The 19,819-nt window shown below is 72.4% G+C and carries 12 protein-coding genes and 1 pseudogene; 8 read left to right on the top strand and 5 right to left on the bottom strand.

Annotated elements, in window-relative coordinates; all coding sequences use genetic code 11:
- Positions 1-5: 5 nt before the first annotated feature.
- The 5 genes from ACFV9J_RS29835 to ACFV9J_RS29815 all read right to left on the bottom strand — a co-directional run bounded on the left by ACFV9J_RS29835 (position 6) and on the right by ACFV9J_RS29815 (position 4,997).
- A complete protein-coding gene (locus ACFV9J_RS29835) occupies positions 6-620 on the bottom strand; it encodes an ADP-ribosyltransferase (protein WP_385359151.1) in 615 nt (204 codons plus the stop codon).
- A gap of 106 nt (positions 621-726) precedes the next feature.
- The gene (locus ACFV9J_RS29830; protein ID WP_385359149.1) at positions 727-1,230 is read right to left on the bottom strand and encodes an ATP-binding protein; all 504 of its coding nucleotides are present in this window, start codon (positions 1,228-1,230) and stop codon (positions 727-729) included.
- A 344-nt stretch (positions 1,231-1,574) separates the two neighbouring features.
- On the bottom strand, positions 1,575-2,342 hold the full coding sequence (locus tag ACFV9J_RS29825; RefSeq protein ID WP_385359147.1) for an enoyl-CoA hydratase/isomerase family protein: 768 nt from the start codon (positions 2,340-2,342) through the stop codon (positions 1,575-1,577).
- A 45-nt stretch (positions 2,343-2,387) separates the two neighbouring features.
- Positions 2,388-3,590, bottom strand: a complete 1,203-nt coding sequence (locus ACFV9J_RS29820; RefSeq protein WP_385359145.1) for an Ig-like domain-containing protein — start codon at positions 3,588-3,590, stop codon at positions 2,388-2,390.
- Positions 3,591-3,746: 156 nt separating this feature from the next.
- Positions 3,747-4,997, bottom strand: a complete 1,251-nt coding sequence (locus ACFV9J_RS29815; RefSeq protein WP_385359143.1) for an Ig-like domain-containing protein — start codon at positions 4,995-4,997, stop codon at positions 3,747-3,749.
- 155 nt (positions 4,998-5,152) lie between these two features.
- Here ACFV9J_RS29815 and glgX point away from each other — a divergent pair, with 155 nt between their 5' ends.
- From glgX to ACFV9J_RS29775, 8 genes and pseudogenes are all read left to right on the top strand, one after another.
- A complete protein-coding gene (glgX, locus tag ACFV9J_RS29810; RefSeq protein WP_385359141.1) occupies positions 5,153-7,411 on the top strand; it encodes a glycogen debranching protein GlgX in 2,259 nt (752 codons plus the stop codon).
- A gap of 94 nt (positions 7,412-7,505) precedes the next feature.
- Positions 7,506-9,473 carry an ABC transporter ATP-binding protein gene (locus tag ACFV9J_RS29805; protein WP_385359138.1) on the top strand — a complete coding sequence of 656 codons (1,968 nt, stop codon included), beginning with the start codon at positions 7,506-7,508 and terminating at the stop codon, positions 9,471-9,473.
- Positions 9,470-11,356: an ABC transporter ATP-binding protein gene (locus ACFV9J_RS29800; protein WP_385359136.1), complete on the top strand. Its 1,887-nt coding sequence runs from the start codon at positions 9,470-9,472 to the stop codon at positions 11,354-11,356. The genes ACFV9J_RS29805 and ACFV9J_RS29800 overlap by 4 nt, the downstream gene beginning before the upstream one ends.
- Complete coding sequence (locus ACFV9J_RS29795; protein WP_385359134.1) at positions 11,353-13,161, top strand: ABC transporter ATP-binding protein; 1,809 nt, start codon at positions 11,353-11,355, stop codon at positions 13,159-13,161. Before ACFV9J_RS29800 ends, ACFV9J_RS29795 begins: the two co-directional genes overlap by 4 nt.
- Positions 13,158-14,909 (top strand): ABC transporter ATP-binding protein, encoded by a 1,752-nt coding sequence (locus tag ACFV9J_RS29790; protein WP_385359132.1) that lies wholly within the window; start codon positions 13,158-13,160, stop codon positions 14,907-14,909. Before ACFV9J_RS29795 ends, ACFV9J_RS29790 begins: the two co-directional genes overlap by 4 nt.
- Positions 14,910-15,203: 294 nt before the next feature.
- Complete coding sequence (locus ACFV9J_RS29785) at positions 15,204-17,258, top strand: M4 family metallopeptidase (protein WP_385359130.1); 2,055 nt, start codon at positions 15,204-15,206, stop codon at positions 17,256-17,258.
- A gap of 254 nt (positions 17,259-17,512) precedes the next feature.
- The gene (locus ACFV9J_RS29780; RefSeq protein ID WP_385359128.1) at positions 17,513-19,162 is read left to right on the top strand and encodes a M4 family metallopeptidase; all 1,650 of its coding nucleotides are present in this window, start codon (positions 17,513-17,515) and stop codon (positions 19,160-19,162) included.
- A 61-nt stretch (positions 19,163-19,223) separates the two neighbouring features.
- Positions 19,224-19,718 (top strand): annotated as a pseudogene (locus ACFV9J_RS29775) (DUF1990 family protein); the annotation flags it as partial.
- Positions 19,719-19,819 lie beyond the last annotated feature (101 nt).

The raw sequence follows: 19,819 nt of genomic DNA, 5'->3' as shown, positions 1-19,819 counted from the left end.
CGGTGTCAGTGCCAGGGCTGGTAGTGCGGGTTGCTCTCGCAGTCGCTCATGATCTCGGTCTTGGTCTGCCGGTCGACCGGACAGACGCCGATGATGTACTTCCGCTGGATGCCACCGGGGAAGGCGACCTCGACCTGGTCGGCCCACTTGTGGGTGTCGCCGATGGTCTTGTTGACGTCGATGCCGCCGGGGGCGTCGATGTAGTAGTTGTAGCCGGACTTGTACCAGGTCTTGTAGAGGTCGTGGTCGTAGCTCGTCGAGACGTACGGCGAGGGCTGGTTGACCAGGACGTACTTCTCGACGTCGTACTGCCCGTGCTCGACGTCCTTGGCGTGGAAGCCCTCTTCGAAGACGACCTGCGGGCCGCGGCTGTCGCTGCGGTAGAGGGTGCCGCAGGTGGTGCGCCAGACCGGCTCGGGCGTGATGCGCTCGACGTCGACGCCGCGGTCGGCGGCGGCCTTGGTCTTGTCGTCGAACTGGGGGCAGGCCGGGGCGGCCTTGGCGGGGGCCGCCGTGGGGGCGGGCGCGGCACCGGGGGCGGTGGCGGCGGTGGTGGCGAGGACGGCGGAGAGCGACAGGACGGCGGCGGCGGTCCGGCGGCGCAGACGAGTGGTGATCATGCGGATACGATCCCGGCTGCGGAGCGGCGCGTTCCGGATTCTCACCCGTAGGTGGCGTGTCCGTCGAACCGGGTTGATTTCAGCGGCAGATGGGCGGCACGGGTCCTCAGCGGTCCAGGACCCGCATCTCGAACCAGGTGGTCTTCCCGCGCGGCAGCAGATCGACGCCCCACCGGTCGGAGAGCTTGTCGACGAGGAAGAGGCCACGCCCGCTGATGTCCGTCTCCTGCACCGGCATCAGACAGGGCAGCCCCCGGGAGGGGTCGCGGACCTCGACCCGGATCCAGCCGGGGCGGCGCCGCATCCGCAGGCCGAAGACCCGGGCACCGGTGTGGCGTACGGCGTTGCCGACCAGTTCGGAGACGAGGAGGACGGCGTCCTCGGTGACCTTGGGGCCGAGCTGCCACTGACGCAGGGCGACGACCTGGGCCAGCCGGCGGGCGGTGGCGGCGGACTCGGGCCGGGAGGGTAACGGAACTTCGCGCTCCGTCGGGTTGCCGAACAGGTCCAGCGCCTTGAGCGCGCGCTCGTCCTCGACCGCCGGCGACCAGCGCGCCGCGGTCGCACGTCCGGCTCCCCGCGGCTGTTCCGTACCATCCAGCCCCGCCATGCCCCCATCATGGCCGCCCTCGGGGGCCTCCGGGGCCGTTCCCGGGGAATACGCCTCCGCGGGAGCCCGGTCGGACGACGGTCGATCGGCATATGCCACAGGCAGTTCGGGGCCGGAAACAGCCCTGGTGACCTGCGCGAACGGCTCGGCCCGAGACAAGCGACGGACTCCCTCGACAAGGCGCGCTTAATGGTGCGTTAAGGCTGCCATAAACCGCCCCATCGAGGGACCCGGATCAGACATCGCGTCAATTGCAAGCGGTACAACGCGACTTCGGATGAAACTTGTACTTCTTGCGGGGGTGTTCAGCGGGGGTGTTCAGCGCGGGTGTTCGGCGGGCGTGTTCAGAGGAACTTGGCCTTGCCGGGGCCCTCTTCCACGAAGCTGCGCATCCCGCGCTCGCGGTCCTCGGTGGCGAACAGGCCCGCGAACCAGTTGCGCTCGACGGCGAGGCCGGTCTCGATGTCCGTCTCCAGACCCGTGTCGATCGCCTCCTTCGCCGCGCGCAGTGCGATGGCGGGGCCCTTGGCGAGCCGCGCGGCCCAGGCGTGCGCCTGCTCGTAGACCTCGGCGGCCGGGACCACCCGGTCCACCAGGCCGAGCGCCAGCGCCTCGTCGGCCCTCACCTGGCGGCCGGTGAAGATCAGGTCCTTGGCCTTGGAAGGGCCGATCAGCCGGGACAGCCGCTGGGTGCCACCCGCGCCGGGGATCAGGCCGAGCAGGATCTCGGGCTGGCCCAGCTTGGCGTTCTCCCCCGCGATGCGGAAGTCGGCGCACAGGGCGAGTTCGCAGCCGCCGCCCAGCGCGTAGCCGGTGACGGCCGCGACCACCGGCTTGGGGATGCGGGCCACCGCGGTGAAGGAGTCCTGCAGGGCACGGGACCGCGCGATCATCGCCGCGTGGTCCATCACCTGCATCTCCTTGATGTCCGCGCCCGCCGCGAACACCTTCTCGCCGCCGTGGATCACCACGGCGCGCACGTCCTCGCGCCGGGTGATCTCCTCGGCCAGCTCCTTCAACCGGTCCTGGGTGGCGACGTCCAGCGCGTTCATCGGCGGACGGTCCAGGCGCAGCGTTCCGACGCCTTCGGCGACTTCGAGATGTACGGTCATGCCCCGCAGGTTAGCGGGCGTTCACTGACCGTGGCAGCCGCCCCCTCAGGCCTTCCACTTCTCCCAGGACATGTTCCAGCCGTTGAGGCCGTTGTCGGGGGCGATGGTGGCGTCCTCGGAGTTCTTGACCACGACCACGTCGCCGATGATCGAGTTCTCGAAGAACCAGCGGGCCGGCGCGTCCTTGTCCCAGCCGCCGCGTACGTCGCGCAGGCCGATGCAGCCGTGGCTGGAGTTGCGGTTGCCGAAGGCGTCGCCGCCCCAGTAGTTGCCGTGGATGAAGGTGCCGGAGGTGGACAGGCGCATGGCGTGCGGCACGTCCTTGATGTCGTACTCGCCGCCGTAGCCGACGGTCTCGCCGTTCATACGGGTCACCGCGAGCCGCTCGGTGATGACCATCTGGCCGTTCCAGGTCTCGTAGCCGGGCGCGCCGGTGGTGACGGGGACGGTCTTGACGGTCTTGCCGTCCCGCACGACCTTCATCGTGTGCTTCTTGGCGTCCACGACGGAGACCTGGCTGCGTCCGACGGTGAAGGAGACGGTCTTGGCCTGCTTGCCGTAGACGTCGTCGCGGCCCTCGACGCCGTCGAGGTTGAGGTCGACGGTGACCTTGGTGCCGGCCCTCCAGTACTTCTCCGGCCGGAAGTCGAGGCGGTCGTTGCCGAACCAGTGGCCCTCGACCTCGACGGCCGGCTCGGTCTTGATGGTGATGGCCTTCTCGACGTCCTCCGGGTTGGTGATGCCCCGGGTGAAGCGGACCGAGAACGGCATGCCGACGCCGACCTTCGAGCCGTCCTCCGGTGTGAAGGTGCCGACGAAGGTGTTCTTCGGCGTCAGGGTGGTGAAGCGGGAGTCCTCGGCGGCCGTGCGGCCCGCGGAGTCCTTGGCGACCGCGTGCACGCTGTACGTGGTGGCGGCGGCCAGGTGGGTGGACGGCGTCCAGGTGGCGCCGTCCCCGGATATCTTCCCGTCGACCTTCGTGCCCTTGCCGTCCTTGACGACGACCTCGGTGAGCCTGCCCTTCGCGGCGCCGACCTTCAGGGCGCCGCTGGTGTCCACGGCCTTGGCCCCGTTGTCGGGGGCGATGGTGACGACGGCCTCGGACTGTTCGCTCTGTGCCGCGGTGGCGTCCTTGGCCTTGTCCCCCTTGCCGTCCCCGGCCCCCGAGCCCGAGCCGCCCCCACCGCATGCGGTGACGGTCAGCATCAGCAGCCCGAGTACCGCCCCCGCTATCGGACGCACGTTCACCTTGTTCTCCCCTCGCCGGGCCTGGTCGGGCCCGCGCCCCAGTGCGCCCGCGCGCGCACCGGCGCATCGTAACCGCAGGCCAGGGGGTTGAGGGACAGGTGAATTGTCACCGTTCCGTACCGAGTTGGCGGCCGGGTGCCGAAGGACGCGTCGGCGTCACTTCACCGCGCTGCCCGCCTTCCACTCCTTCCACTTCATGTTCCAGCCACCCAGGCCGTTGTCGGGGGCCACGGTCTTGTCCTTGCTGTGGACCACCTCCACGACGTCGCCGATGAGGCTGCGGTCGAAGAACCAGCCCGCCGGGGTGTCGGAACCGCCGCCCTTGTCGTCGCGCAGTCCGACGCAGCCGTGGCTGACGTTGGCCCGGCCGAAGGTGTCGGCGGGGGCCCAGTAGTTGCCGTGCAGGAAGGTGCCCGAGCTGGTCAGCCGGATGGCGTGCGGGACGTCGGGGATGTCGTACTCGCCGCCGAAGCCGACCGTGCGGCTGTTCATGCGGGTGACCTCCAACATCTCGGTGATCACCATCCGGCCGTTGTAGGTGGGCGTCGTCGGCGCGCCCGCGGTGATCGGCACGGTGGCCAGCAGGGTGCCGTCCCGGCGCACCTGCATGGTCCGCTCGACGGCGTCGACGCGGGAGACCTGGCTGCGGCCGACGGTGAAGGAGACCTTCTTGCGCTGGAGCCCGTAGACCCCCTTCGCGCCCTCGACGTCCCGCAGCTCCAGGTCGACGGTGACCTCGGTGCCGGGCTTCCAGTACTCCTTCGGGCGGAAGTCGAGGCGGTCCCTGCCGAACCAGTGGGGGCGGATCTCGGTGGCGGGCTCCGCGGTGACCGTGACGGCGCGTTCGACGGCGGCGCGGTCGGTGATCTCCCGGTTGAACTCCAGCGAGACGATCATTCCGGTGCCGACGACCGAGCGGTTCTCGGGGGCGACGTAGGCGATGAAGCGTTCCTCGGGGACCTGGGTGGTGAACGTGGTGTGCCGGGCCGAGCGGTGTCCGCCGCCGTCCAGGGCGACGGCGTCGACGGTGTACTTGGCGGCGAGGGCGAGCCGGCCGTCGTCGGGCCGCCAGGACAGGCCGTCCTCGGAGATCCGGCCGGGCACCGGGGTCTCCTGCGCGTCCTGCGACCGGACGACCTTCACCGACTCCAGACGCCCGTCGGGCACCCGCACCGACAGCTTCCCGTCCGGCCGGACGGCCTTGCTCCCGTCGTCGGGGGTGACGCGGATGACGTCCTCGGCGGCGGGTTGCTTGCCGAACATCTCGCCGATGCCCGAGCCGATGCCGGAACCGACGCCGCCGCCGTCCGAGGTGCATCCGGCGGCCCCGGCCAGCAGTCCTGCCCATGTCAGAAGGGCGGCCAGAGCGGCGCCCGCGCGCCGTGCGCGCTCGTGTACGTGCCTCACATCCACCCGTAACGACCGGTCGGCCCTGGGGAAACGTGAGTGCGAGCCACCCGGTGGGCAGAACTGTGGGGAGGACGACGCGACGGGGAGCAGCGGCCGGGACGCCGTGCGCCCTCCTGCCGGACGTCGTTCCACGAGCCGTGGGAGGCTGACAGGTGTCCAGCGCAGCCGAGCGGGAGGCGGTGCCCGGGAAGCGGGCCGCCGCGGACGGGCGCCCCGCCGTCGTGGTCAATGGCGCGCGGCGTGCCGCTCCGCCGCCCGCCGTGCCGGCCCGGCCGGGCACCCCGGTGCCGCTGGGCGCCCGGTTCCGGACCGGCCCGGACCAGGTGGCGGGGACCAACTTCGCCCTGTGGGCGGGCGGGGCGGAGGCGGTGGAGCTGTGCCTGTTCGACGGGCCGGGTCCCGGTGCCGGGGAGAGCCGGGTGCGGCTGACCGAGCTGACGCACGAGATCTGGCACGGCTTCGTGCCGGGCGTGCGGCCCGGGCAGCGCTACGGCTACCGGGTGCACGGCCGCTGGGACCCGTGGACCGGCGCCCGCTGGAACCCGGCGAAGCTGCTCCTCGACCCGTACGCCCGCGCCGTGGACGGCGACTTCGGCCTGCCGCCCGAGGTGTACGGCCATGTGCGGGACTGGCCGAAGCAGCGGGTCGCGGACACCGTGCGCGACGACCGCGACTCGGCGCCGCACGTCCCCAAGGGCGTCGTGGTCCATGACGACGACGACTGGTCGGACGACCGGCGGCCCAAGACGCCGTGGGCGGACTCGGTCATCTACGAGCTGCACGTGCGCGGCTTCACCAAGCTCCACCCGGAGATCCCGCCCGGGCTGCGCGGCACCTACGCGGGCCTCGCCCACCCGGCGGCGATCGCGCACCTGACGCGGCTGGGCGTGACGGCGGTGGAGCTGCTGCCGGTGCACCAGTTCGCGCACGAGAGCCATCTGCTGGACCGCGGCCTGCGCAACTACTGGGGCTACAACTCGGTCGGCTACTTCGCCCCGCACGCCGCCTACGCCGCCTCCGGCACCACCGGTGAGCAGGTCGGCGAGTTCAAGCGGATGGTGCGCGCGCTGCACGCGGCCGGTATCGAGGTGATCCTCGACGTGGTCTACAACCACACGGCGGAGGCGGGCGAGCTGGGCCCGACGCTCTCCCTGAAGGGCATCGACAACCGCGGCTACTACCGTCTCCCGCCCGACGCCCGCCGGTACGCCGACTACACCGGCTGCGGCAACACCCTGCACGTGGTCCAGCCGCACGTGCTGCGCCTGATCACCGACTCCCTGCGGTACTGGGTCACCGAGATGGGCGTGGACGGCTTCCGCTTCGACCTGGCGGCGGCGCTGGCCCGCTCGATGCACGACGTCGACATGCTCTCCCCGTTCCTCGCGGTGATCGCGCAGGACCCGGTGCTGCGCCGGGTGAAGCTGATCGCCGAGCCGTGGGACGTGGGCTCGGGCGGCTACCAGGTGGGCGCCTTCCCGCCGCTGTGGACCGAGTGGAACGACCGCTACCGGAACGCGGTCCGGGACTTCTGGCGGCACGCGCTGCCGGACGTGCGGGAGATGGGCTACCGCCTGTCGGGCTCCAGCGACCTGTACGCGTGGGGCGGGCGGCGCCCGTACGCCTCGGTCAACTTCGTCACCGCGCACGACGGCTTCACGCTCCGCGACCTCGTGTCGTACGAGCGCAAGCACAACGAGGCCAACGGCGAGGGCAACCGGGACGGCACGGACGACAACCGGTCCTGGAACTGCGGCACGGAGGGCGAGACGGACGACGCGCAGGTGCGCGCGCTGCGGCGGCGCCAGCTCCGCAACCTGCTGACCACGCTGCTGCTGTCGACCGGGGTCCCGATGCTGGTCGCGGGCGACGAGATGGGCCGCACCCAGCGCGGCAGCAACAACGCCTACTGCCAGGACAACGAGACCGGCTGGGTGGACTGGAGCCTGCTGGACGACCCGCAGTGGCGCCCCCTGTTCGCGCTGGCCTCCCGCCTGATCGCGCTGCGCCACCGGCACCCGGTGCTGCGCCGCCGGGCCTTCTTCTCCGGCCGCGCGCACTCCGCGGACGGCCTGCGCGACCTGGCCTGGTTCACCGCGGGCGGCACGGAGATGACGGAGCGGGACTGGTACGCCCCGGCCGCCACCCTCGGCATGTACCTGTCCGGGCGGGACATCCCGGGCCGCGACGAGCACGGCGACCCGGTCGTCGACGACAGCTTCCTGGCCGTCCTGCACGCGGGCGGGGAGCCGGCCCGCTTCGTGCTGCCGGGCGCCCCGTGGGCGGAGCGGTACGAGGTGGTCGTCGACACCGGGCAGGAGGAGCAGGACGAGGCACCGGGCACCGCACACCCGGCGGGAGCGGAGATCACGGTCCCGGCGCGGACGGTGCTGCTGCTGAGGGCGGGGTGAGCGCGGGCGGTGCCCCCGTACGACCCCGGTGGGCCCCGGTGGGCCCCGGAAACTCGGTAGGCAGTGTCAGTGGCAAACCGTAGGCTCGCTGCTGATGCCCACGAAACCTGCCCCCGCCACGGATCTCGCTGCCGACCCCGCTCCGGATGCCGCCCCGAACGCCGCCCCGGACGCCGCCGAGAGGCGTTCCACCGTACGTGCCCTGCTGCGGCTGTGGCCCTATGTGCGGCCGGTGCGCGCGCGGTTGGGGACGGCCGCGGTGATAGCGATCCTCGCCTCCTGCGTGGGTCTGGTGATCCCGCTGGTCCTGAAGTGGATGGTGGACGGGCCGGTCGCCGACGGTGATCCGGCGGGCGTGTGGCTCGGGGCGCTGTACCTGCTGCTCCTCGGGCTGGCGGAGGCGCTGCTGTTCGGTTTGCGGCGGTGGCTGGTGGCCAGGCCGCTGGCGGGCGTCGAGGCGGGCATGCGGGCGGATCTCTACCGGCATCTGCAGCGCCTGCCGGTGGCCTTCCACGACCGCTGGGCCTCGGGGCAGTTGCTGTCGCGCGGGACGACCGACCTGATGCTGCTCCGCATGTTCCTCGCCTTTCCGCTGACGTTCCTGCTGGTCAACGGCGTGACGATCCTGGTCGGCGTGGGCATCATGCTGGTCCAGGACTGGACGCTGGGGCTGGTCATCCTCGGGCCCGCCATCCCGGTGATGATCACCTGCGGGATCTTCGAGAAGAAGTACTCGGCGGTGGCGCGGCGCGCGCAGGACCAGGTCGGGGATCTGACGACCGTGGTCGAGGAGAGCGTGCTCGGCATCCGGATCATCAAGGGGTTCGGGCGGCACCGCAGCCAGGCCCGCGCCTTCCACGAGCTGTCGCACACACTGCGGGGCACGGAGCTGCGCAAGGCGCGGCTGCTTGCGGCCATCTGGGCGGTCATCGTGACGCTGCCCGAGGTGGCGATCGGGGCGGCGCTGGTGGTCGGGGCGGTCCAGGTGGCGGACGGGGCGCTGTCGGCGGGGACGCTGGTGGCGTTCCTGTCCACGGCGCTGGCGCTGCGGTGGCCGGTGGAGTCCATCGGCTTCCTGCTGGCGATGAGCCAGGAGGCAGCGACGGCGACGGACCGGTACTTCGAGGTGATGGACGCGGAGGTTGAGTCGGCGGGGGGTGCTGGTGACGGTGCGTCGGTGCGGGGCGGTGGGGAGCGCGGCCCGGCGGAGCGGGGTGCCGCTGCGCCCACCCGTGCCGCCCCAGCGGCACGACTGCCCGCAGCGGCGGGGGGGCTGCCCGCAGCGGCGGGGGGACTGCGGTTCGAGCACGTGCGGTTCCGGTATCCCGACGCCGCACCCGACTCCCCGCCCCTCCTGACGGACGTCGACCTGCACGTCCGCCCCGGTGAGTCCATGGCCCTGGTCGGTGCCACCGGCAGCGGCAAGACGACGCTGACCGCGCTCGTCCCGCGCCTGCACGAGGTGACCGAGGGCCGGATCACGCTGGACGGCGAGGACATCACCGCCCTGTCCCGCGAGGAGCTGCGCTCGATGGTCGCCGTGGCCTTCGAGGAGCCCACCCTCTTCTCGGCCACCGTCGGTGAGAACGTGCTGATGGGTGCGGGTGAGGGCGTCGACGACGAGGCGCTGGACCGCGCGCTCGCCGTCGCCCAGGCCGACTTCGCGCACGCCCTCCCCCAGGGCACCGGCACCCAGGTCGGTGAGCAGGGCCTGAGCCTCTCCGGCGGCCAGCGTCAGCGCCTCGCGCTCGCGCGGGCCGTGGTGGGCGGACCGAGGTTCCTCGTCCTGGACGACCCGCTGTCCGCGCTGGACGTGCACACGGAGGCCGCCGTGGAGGCCGCCCTGCGCCACGTCCTCGCGGACACCACCGCGCTGATCGTGGCCCACCGCCCCTCCACCGTCCTGCTCGCCGACCGCGTCGCCCTGCTCTCCGGGGGCCGCATCACCGCCGTCGGCACCCATCACGAACTGCTGCGCACCAGCCCCGAGTACGCCCATCTGATGTCCGGGCTCGACGGGCACGAGAGCGACGCGGGACCCCAGGAAGGAGACGGCCGATGACCGCGCCCACGGCCACCGCGCCGGACCGGGAGCAGCCGGAGGGCCCCGAGCCCGGGGACCCGGCCGGGGCGGGGACCGGCACCACCGCCGCCGACGAGGCCTTCGACCAGGACGTCCTGCCCAGCCCGCCGGGTGCGACCGGCGCCCTGCTGCGCTCCCTGCTGGTGCCCATGAAGGCCCGGGTCGCCCTCACCGTCCTCCTCCTGCTGCTCCAGCAGGCGGCCGTGCAGGCGGGCCCGCTGCTGGTGGCGTACGCCATCGACCACGCCGTGCCCGCCCTGCGGGACGACGACCACGGCCCGCTGATCGCGGTGGGCGCCGGCTACCTGCTGTGCTCGCTGGCGGCGGGCGGACTCCAGTACGCCTTCACCGTTGCCGCGGCCCGCGTCAGCCAGGACGTGCTGCTCGACCTGCGCGGCCGCATCTTCCGGCACGCGCAGGCGCTGAGCGTCGACTTCCACGAGCGCTACACCTCGGGCCGCCTCATCTCCCGCTCCACCACGGACGTGGAGTCCCTGCGCGAGCTGCTGGAGGAGGGCCTTCAGGAGCTGGTGACGGTCATCCTGTCCTTCGTCTACATCGCGGCGCTGCTGCTCTGGCTGGACCTCGGCCTCGGCGCCGTGGCGGTGGCGTCGTTCGTGCCGCTGTACGCGCTGGTGCGGCTCTACCGGCGGCGCGCGGGGCGGGTGTACCGGCAGCGGTCCACGGCGATCGCGGCGGTGATCGTGAAGTTCGTGGAGACGATGAACGGCATCCGGCCGGTGCGCGCCTTCCGCCGCGAGGCCGCCAACGACGCCGACTTCGCGGTGCTGAACCACCGCCACGAGCGGACCAACGGCAACGCGCTGCTGGAGATGGCCCGTTACGTGGTGGGTTCCCGCCTGGTGGCGAACACGGCCGTGGCGGGGATCGTGCTGTGGGGCGCCTACCGGGTCGCGGACGGCACGCTGGCGCTCGGCGTGCTGGCCGCGGCGGTGCTGTACCTGCGCCGTCTGTACGACCCCATCGACCGGCTGGGCATGTTCCTGAACTCGTACCAGTCGGCGGCGGCCTCCCTGGAGAAGATCGCCGGGCTGCTGGCCCAGACGCCGTCGGTGCCGGAGCCGACCGCGCCGAAGGAGCTGCCGCCGCTGGAGTCCGAGCACCCCGGCCGCGAGGTCGTCTTCGACTCGGTGAGCTTCGGCTACCGCACCGGCGGCGAGGTGCTGCCGCGCTTCGGGCTGACGCTCCCGGCCGGGCAGACGGTCGCCGTGGTGGGCTCGACCGGCGCGGGCAAGTCGACGCTGGCCAAGCTGCTCGCCCGGTTCTACGACCCCTCCGCCGGCCGGGTCCTGCTGGACGGCACCGACCTGCGCGACCTGGCCGTGCCCGAGCTGCGGCGCGGGGTGGTGATGGTGACGCAGGAGGCGTTCCTGTTCTCCGGCACGGTCGCCGACAACATCGCCATCGGCCGTCCGGATGCGACGCGGGAGGAGATCGAGCGGGCCGCGAAGGCGATCGGCGCCCACGACTTCGTCGCCGCGCTGCCGGACGGCTACGACACCGACGTGCGCAAGCGGGGCGGCCGTATCTCCGCCGGTCAGCGGCAGCTCGTGGCGTTCGCGCGGGCGCTGCTCGCGGACCCGGCGGTGCTGATCCTGGACGAGGCGACCAGTTCGCTGGACATCCCCGGGGAGCAGGCCGTGCAGCGGGCGATGACGACGGTGCTGAAGGGCCGTACGGCGGTCGTGATCGCGCACCGGCTCTCCACCGTGGAGATCGCCGACCGGGTGCTGGTGATGGAGCACGGCCGGATCGTCGAGGACGGCGCGCCGGACGAACTCATCGCCGGTACGGGCCGGTTCGCGGATCTGCACCGCGCCTGGCGGGACAGTCTGGCGTGAGGATCGACGCGTACGAGGACCCGGGCACCCCGGGCCGCGGGGGCGGCTGGCGGTACCTGGGCTGGCTGGTCGGGCGGCAGTGGCCCCGGTGCCTGGCGGGGGCGGTGCTCGCCAGTGTCTGGATGGTGCTGCTGGCGGCGACGCCGTACCTGATGGCCCGGGCTGTCGACCACGGCCTGGAGCCCGGTGACATGGGCGCGCTGGCGGGCTGGACGGGCGCCATGGTCGCCGTCGGCGGGGTCAACGCGTGGCTGGGCATGATGCGGCACCGCACGATGACGAAGGTGCGGATGGACGCCAACTTCCGCACGGTCAAGGTGGTCGTCGGGCACGCCACCCGGCTCGGCGCGGCGCTGCGCGGGCAGGTGGGGACCGGCGAGGTCGTCACCATCGGGGTGGGCGACGTGCAGACGATCAGCACGTCCCTGACGGCCGTGGGGCCGGGCGTCGGCGCGGTCGTCGCCTACGCGGCGATCGGCGGACTGATGCTGTCGGTGTCGACCCCGCTCGCCCTGGTGGTGCTGCTCGGAGTCCCGGCGCTCGGGGTGCTCCTCGGCCCGCTCATGGGACGGCTGCAGGGCAGGGAGGCGGAGTACCGGGAGCGGCAGTCCGTGCTGACCGCGCGGATCGGCGACCTCGCGGGCGGGCTGCGGGTGCTGAACGGGCTGGGCGGCAAGGACCTGGTCGCGGACGCCTTCCGCGACGACTCGGGCCGGCTGCGCGAGCAGGGCTACCGGGTCGGCGCGGTGACCAGCTGGATCCAGGCCCTCGGGGTGGGGCTGCCGATGCTGTTCCTGGCCCTGGTGACCTGGCTGGGCGCCCGGCAGGCCGCGCAGGGGCACATCAGTGTGGGCGAACTGGTCTCGGTGTACGGCTATGTCGTCGCGCTGGGCTGGCCGGTGGCGTTCCTCATCGAGATGGGCCACCAGCTCAGCCGGGGCGTGGTGGCCGCCCGCCGGGTCGTCGCCTTCCTGCGCCTGGAACCGGCCCCGGACGAAGGCACCCGGGACGCCCCCGCGGAACCCTCGGCGCTCTACGACCCGGCCTCGGGCGTCCGGATCACCCCCGGCCGCCTGACCGCCCTGGTCACGACCCACCCGTCCGACGCCACCGACATCCTGGACCGCCTGGCCCGCTACACCCCGTCGGACGCGACCTGGGGGGACATCCCCCTGACCGACATCCCCCTCCCCCAGATCCGCACCCGCATCCTGGTCGCGGACCCGGAGGCCGACCTCTTCGCAGGCTTCCTGAGCGATGTCATAGGCGCTCAGGAAACCAACCTCAGGGGCGCGGGGAACTGCGCGACCAGCCACGACGTACGCGCGGACGCCCAACGACCAATCGGGGCAGACGAGACAGCGAAGCTCACCGCAGCCATCCACGCAGCCGCCGCGGAGGACATCGTCCGCGCTCTCCCAGACGGACTGCAAACATTGGTCGCGGCCCAGGCCCGAGACCTGTCCGGAGGACAACGCCAACGCATCCGCCTGGCCCGCGCCCTCCTCACCGACCCCGAGATCCTCCTCGCCGCAGAACCCACCTCCGCCCTGGACGCCCACACGGAGGCCACCGTGGCCGACCGCCTCAAGAGGGCCCGCGAGGGCCGTACGACCGTGCTGGCCGCCACCTCACCGCTCCTGCTGGACCGCGCGGACGTCGTGCACCACCTGGTCGACGGCAAGGTCGCGGCCACCGGCTCGCACCGCGAACTCCTGGACACCGAACCGGCGTACCGCGCCCTGGTCGCGCGAGACGACGAGGGCGCGGAGGAAGAGGAAGAGAAAGGGGCACCGGCCCGATGACACACCTGCCCGTCGCCGAACGCACCGACGTCCGCCGCGCGGCGGCCGGCCTCGTGCGCACCGACCGGAGGTCCTTCGCCGTCGTCCTGGGTCTCAACGCGCTGGCCGCGCTGGCCGGCCTCGCGGGTCCGTGGCTGCTGGGCCGGATCGTCGACGAGGTGCGCGGCGGGGGCGGGGTCGGCGCCGTGGACCGGATGGCCCTCGCCATCCTGCTGTGCTCGCTGGCGCAGTTGCTGCTGGCCCGCTGGGCGCGGTACGTGGGGCACCGGTTCGGGGAGCGGACGCTCGCCCGGGTGCGGGAGCGGTACGTGGAGCGGGCGCTGGCGCTGCCCGCGTCGGTGGTGGAGCGGGCGGGGTCCGGGGACCTGACGACGCGCGGCACGGCCGACGTGACCGCCGTCGGCACGACGCTGCGCGACGCCGGTCCCGAGCTGCTGGTCAACGCGGTGCAGGCGCTGTTCCTCACCGCCGCGGTCTTCGTGCTCGACCCGCTGCTCGGCCTGGTCGGGGTGCTGGGGCTGACGCCGGCCTGGCTCGCGCTGCGCTGGTACCTGCGCCGGGCGCGGGCGGCCTACCTCGCCGAGGGCGCGGCCAACTCCGACGTCGCGGAGAGCCTGGCGGCCACGGTGGCGGGGGCCCGCACGGTGGAGGCGTTCGGGCTGGCCGAGCGGCGCGTCGCGACGAACCGCGGGGCGCTGGAGGTCTCGCTGCGCACCCGGTTGCGGACGTTGTTCCTGCGCAGTGTGTTCTTCCCGGCGGTGGACATCTCCTACGTCCTTCCCGTGGCGGGCGTGCTGCTGCTCGGCGGGGTCCTGCACGCGCACGGGTCGGCGAGCCTCGGCGCGGTGGTGTCCTGCGCCGTGTATCTCCAGCAGCTGGCGGGGCCGCTCGACGAGGTGCTGATGCGGGTCGAGCAACTGCAGTCCGGTGCCGCCTCGTTCGCCCGGGTGGAGGGGCTGGCGCGGGCCCCGCGGGCGACGGCGGACGAATCGGCGGTTCCGGACGGCGACCGTATCGACGTGTCCGGGGTGCGGTACGCCTACGACCGGGGCGGGGAGGTGCTGCGCGGGGTGGACCTCACCGTGCGGCCGGGTGAGCGGCTGGCGGTCGTCGGTCCTTCGGGGGCGGGCAAGACGACGCTGAGCCGGCTCCTCGCGGGCGTCGACGCGCCGACGGAGGGTTCGGTGACGGTGGGCGGGGTGCCCGTGGTCGCCCTGGGTCCGGAGCGGCTGCGCCGTCAGGTGGTGCTGGTCACCCAGGAGCACCACGTGTTCCTGGGGACGGTCCGCGACAATCTCCTGATCGCCGAACCGGCCGCCGCCGACGAGGAGTTGTGGGCCGCGCTCGCCGCGGTGGGCGCCGCGGGCTGGGTGCGGGAGCTGCCCGGGGGCCTCGGCGCCGAGCTGGGCGCGAAGGGGCACTCCACGGACGGCTCGCAGGCCCAGCAACTCGCCCTGGCCCGGGTGGTGCTGGCCGACCCGCACACCCTGATCCTGGACGAGGCCACGGCCCTGCTGGACCCGACGACGGCCCGGCACACGGAGCAGGCGCTGGCCGCCGTGCTGAAGGGCCGTACGGTCATCGCCATCGCGCACCGCCTGCACACCGCGCACGACGCCGACCGGGTGGCGGTGATGGAGGACGGCCTGCTGACCGAGCTGGGCACGCACGACGAGCTGGTGGCGGCGGGCGGGGCGTACGCGGCCCTGTGGGGCTCCTGGCACGGGGAGCCGTCCACCGCTTACTGACTGACCGGACAGTAACCGGACCGCGACAGCAACGATTCCGTTTATCGAACGTGAACGCCCGGTCAACGAACCATTTCCAGCCAACTTACTGACGCGCTCCTGACAAGTAGCGCTTTCTCCTGCCACTCTTCCGTCGGCCCCTTCACAGTGCCCCCACAGCTTCCCCACGAGCGCTGTGCCGCGGCCAGCTCCTAGCACCAGGTTTCTGCGTACCGCACAGTTCCGCCCGGCCGGCCACCCGCCGACCGGTCTCCCCTGGCCGCGCAACCCGTGGCCACGCAGAAGGAGTCAGTGTTGAGCAGCAGCACTCCCCACAGACGCACCTCCCACACCACCTCCCACACCTCGCGCCGTACCGGGCACCGTCGTGCCGCGGCCGTCGCGCTGGCCGGTGTCGCCGCGCTGATCGCCACGGCGGTCCAGTCCGGCACCGCCACCGCGGCCCCCGACCCGTCGCCCGCGAAGGGCAACGAGCTGGTCAGGCTCAGCCCGGCCCAGCGCGCCGAGCTGATCCGCGACGCCGACGCCACCAAGGCGAAGACCGCCGACGAGCTGGGTCTGGGCGCCAAGGAGAAGCTGGTCGTCCGGGACGTGGCCAAGGACCGCGACGGCACCCTGCACACCCGCTACGAGCGCACCTACGACGGTCTGCCCGTCCTCGGCGGCGACCTCGTGGTGGCCACGGACGCGGGGCAGGCCGAGCAGGTCGTGAAGGCCACGGCGAAGGCGCTCAGGCCGGCCACCGTGACGCCGAAGATCTCCGCCGCCAGGGCGGAGTCCCAGGCGGTGTCCGCCGCGAAGGCCGCCGGCGCCGAGCAGCCGGACGCGAACCGTGCCCCGCGCAAGGTGATCTGGGCGGCGAGCGGCACTCCGGTCCTGGCGTACGAGACGGTCGTGGGCGGCCTCCAGGAGGACGGCACCCCGAACGAGCTGCACGTCATCACCGACGCCGCCACCGGCGCCAAGCTGTACGAGTACCAGGGCATCGAGAACGGCACCGGCCACACCACGTACAGCGGCACCGTGACGCTGGGCACCGCGCGGTCCGGGTCGTCGTACACGCTGACCGACACCGCGCGCGGCAACCACAAGACGTACAACCTGAACGGCCGGACCTCGGGCACCGGTTCGCTGTTCACCAACTCCGACGACGTGTGGGGCAACGGCAGTTCCTCCGACCCGGAGACCGCCGGCGCCGACGCCCACTACGGCGCGGCGCTGACCTGGGACTACTACAAGAACGTGCACGGCCGCTCGGGCATCCGCGGCGACGGGGTGGGCGCGTACAGCCGGGTCCACTACGGCAACAACTACGTCAACGCCTTCTGGTCCGACAGCTGCTTCTGCATGACCTACGGCGACGGCTCGGGCAACGCCAACCCGCTGACCGCCATCGACGTGGCCGGGCACGAGATGACCCACGGCGTCACCTCCAACACCGCGGGACTCAACTACAGCGGCGAGTCCGGCGGTCTGAACGAGGCCACGTCCGACATCTTCGGCACGTCGGTCGAGTTCTACGCCAACAACCCCGAGGACGTCGGTGACTACCTCATCGGCGAGGAGATCGACATCAACGGCGACGGCACCCCGCTGCGCTACATGGACAAGCCCAGCAAGGACGGGGCGTCCTACGACGACTGGTTCTCCGGCATCGGCAACTCCGACGTGCACTACTCGTCGGGCCCGGCCAACCACTTCTTCTACCTGCTGAGCGAGGGCAGCGGCACCAAGACCATCAACGGTGTCACGTACAACTCGCCCACCTCGGACGGCCTCCCGGTGACCGGCATAGGCCGCGCCAAGGCGGAGAAGATCTGGTTCCGCGCGCTGACCACCAAGTTCACCTCGACCACCAACTACGCGGGCGCCCGCACCGGCACCCTCGCGGCGGCCGGTGAGCTGTACGGCACCGACAGCGCCGAGTACACCGCGGTGGCGAACGCGTGGGCGGGCATCAACGTCGGTTCACGGCCCGGCGGCGACCCCGACCCCGGCGACGGCGACACGTTCGAGAGCGACACGAACGTGAACATCCCCGACTACGGCTCCGCGGTCACCTCGTCCCTCACCGTCTCCGGTCGCGCCGGCAAGGCGCCGAGCAACCTCCAGGTGGGCGTGGACATCGTGCACAGCTGGCGCGGTGACCTGCGGATCGACCTGGTCGCGCCCGACGGGTCGACGTACCGCCTGAAGAACAGCGGCTACGACCCGGCGGAGGACGTGCACGAGACCTACACGGTGAACGCCTCCTCCGAATCGGCCAACGGCACCTGGAAGCTGCGCGTCCAGGACCAGGGTCCGGCGGACACCGGCTACATCGACGCCTGGCGGCTCACCTTCCCGTAGGCCGACCGGCCCGCGGGTGCACCACCCCAAGTCAGGGCGCCGCTCCGGAGGTTCGATTCCTCCGGGGCGGCGCCCTCTCCATGTCCTTCACATTTCGTACCCACACAACCGGCCGACGATTTTCGGCCAACATCATCAGGCCCCCCTGACATGTACGCGCCTTCGGTGTCAGTCTTCCGTCACCCACAGCACAACTTCGCAGTAACCGGCCGGACACCCCACGCCGTCCGGGTCCCCCCACCGAAGGAGCTTGTGTGTCTTCCCTCTTCGCGTGCCACAGGCGCACCACTCTGGCCCTCGCCACCGCGGTCGCCGCCGGAGCGATGCTCACCACCGGCCTGACCGCGGGCAACGCCGCCGCCGACAGCGCCGCGCCGTCGGCGCTCCCGGGTGCGCCCGTCCTGCTGTCGGGCACCGCCCGCAGCGCGCTCATACAGGAGCAGCAGGCCGGCGCGGCCGCCACCGCCCGGGCGATGGGCCTCGGCGCCAAGGAGAAGCTGGTCGTCAAGGACGTGGTGAAGGACCGCGACGGCTCCGTGCACACCCGCTACGAGCGCACCTACGACGGCCTGCCCGTCCTCGGCGGCGACCTCGTCGTGCACCAGTCGGAGTCCGGCGCCACCAGAGGCGTCACCAAGGCGACCGAGGCCGCCGTCAAGGTCGCCACCGTCACCCCGAAGGTGAAGGCGGCCAAGGCCGAGCAGCAGGCGCTGTCCGCCGCCAAGGACGCCGGGTCGTCGAGGACCGCGGCCGACTCCGCGCCCCGCAAGGTGATCTGGGCCGCCCAGGGCAAGCCCGTGCTCGCCTACGAGACCGTGGTCGGCGGCCTCCAGGACGACGGCACCCCGAACGAGCTGCACGTCATCACCGACGCCGCCACCGGCGCCAAGCTGTACGAGTACCAGGGCATCGAGACCGGCTCCGGCAAGAGCCTCTACTCGGGCACGGTCGAACTCGGCACCACCAAGTCGGGCTCGTCGTACCAGCTCTACGACACCGGGCGCGGCGGCCACAAGACGTACAACCTGGCCCGCAAGACCTCCGGCACCGGCACCCTGTTCACCGACGCCGACGACACCTGGGGCACCGGCGCCGCCTCCAGCGACCCGCAGGACCAGACCGCCGCCGTCGACGCCGCCTACGGCGCCCAGGTCACCTGGGACTTCTACAAGGAGAGCTTCGGCCGCAACGGCATCAAGAACGACGGCAAGGCGGCCTACTCCCGCGTCCACTACGGCAGCAACTACGTCAACGCCTTCTGGTCGGACGCCTGCTTCTGCATGACGTACGGCGACGGCACGGGCAACACCAACCCGCTGACCTCCCTGGACGTGGCCGGGCACGAGATGAGCCACGGCGTCACCTCCAACACCGCGGGCCTCGAGTACAGCGGCGAGTCCGGCGGCCTCAACGAGGCGACCAGCGACATCTTCGGCACCGGCGTGGAGTACTTCGCGAACAGCTCGACCGACAAGGGCGACTACCTCATCGGCGAGGCCATCGACATCAACGGCGACGGCACCCCGCTGCGCTACATGGACAAGCCCAGCAAGGACGGCGCGTCCAAGGACTACTGGGACTCCGGTCTCGGCGGCGTCGACGTGCACTACTCGTCCGGTCCGGCCAACCACTTCTTCTTCCTGCTGTCGGAGGGCAGCGGAGCGCGGACGGTGGACGGGGTCGACTACGACTCCCCGACCTCCGACGGCTCCACGGTCACCGGCATCGGCCGCGACAAGGCCCTGCAGATCTGGTACAAGGCGCTGACCGAGTACATGACGTCGACGACCGACTACGCCGACGCCCGCACGGCCACCCTGAGCGCGGCGTCCGACCTGTACGGCGCCGACAGCACGGAGTACAAGACGGTGGGCGCGGCCTGGACCGCGATCAACGTGAACTGACCGACACGACCGCGGCACCCGGAACCAGCGGTTCCCGGGTGCCGCCCTAGTCTTGGTACCCATGTCCTTCACGTACGACGACGTCGGCGCCACCCGCGAGCAGGACGCCTGCCCGCCCGGCTTCCGCCCCATGCACGTACGCACCCGCCTCGGGGAGGGCGAACCGGTGTTCCGGCGGGCGGTCGAGGCCGTGCTCACCTGGGAGATGCACCGGGAGATGGGCGTCGGCATCGAGGCGAGCGCGGAGCGCGCCGCGCCCGGCGTCGACGTCACCGTCACCCTCGCCGGCATGATCAAGGCGCCCTGCCGGGTGGTGTGGACCCTGGACGAGCCGCGCCGGGCCGGCTGGGCCTACGGCACGCTGCCCGGCCACCCGGAGTCCGGCGAGGAGGCCTTCGTGGTGGACCGCACGGGTGACGGGACGGTCTGGCTGACGGTGCACGCCTTCAGCCGCCCGGCCAAGTGGTACGCCAAGGCCGGCGGACCGGCGGCCCGCGCCTTCCAGCACGCCTACGCCCGCCGGTGCGGCACCGTCCTCAGGCGGCTGAGCGGGGGGGGCGGGGGGGGCGGGGGCCCCCCCCGGGCCCCCCCCCCCCCCCCCCCGCGGCAGCCGCGGGGGCCCCAAAAAAACGGCCCCCCGCGCCACCCCGGGGCCCG

Origin of the sequence: Streptomyces sp. NPDC059906 (assembly GCF_042730645.1) — a bacterium.
Lineage (GTDB): Bacteria > Actinomycetota > Actinomycetes > Streptomycetales > Streptomycetaceae > Streptomyces > Streptomyces rubrogriseus.
Note: the sequence above shows the minus strand (reverse complement) of the source record. Positions and strands in the feature narration are given on the sequence as shown.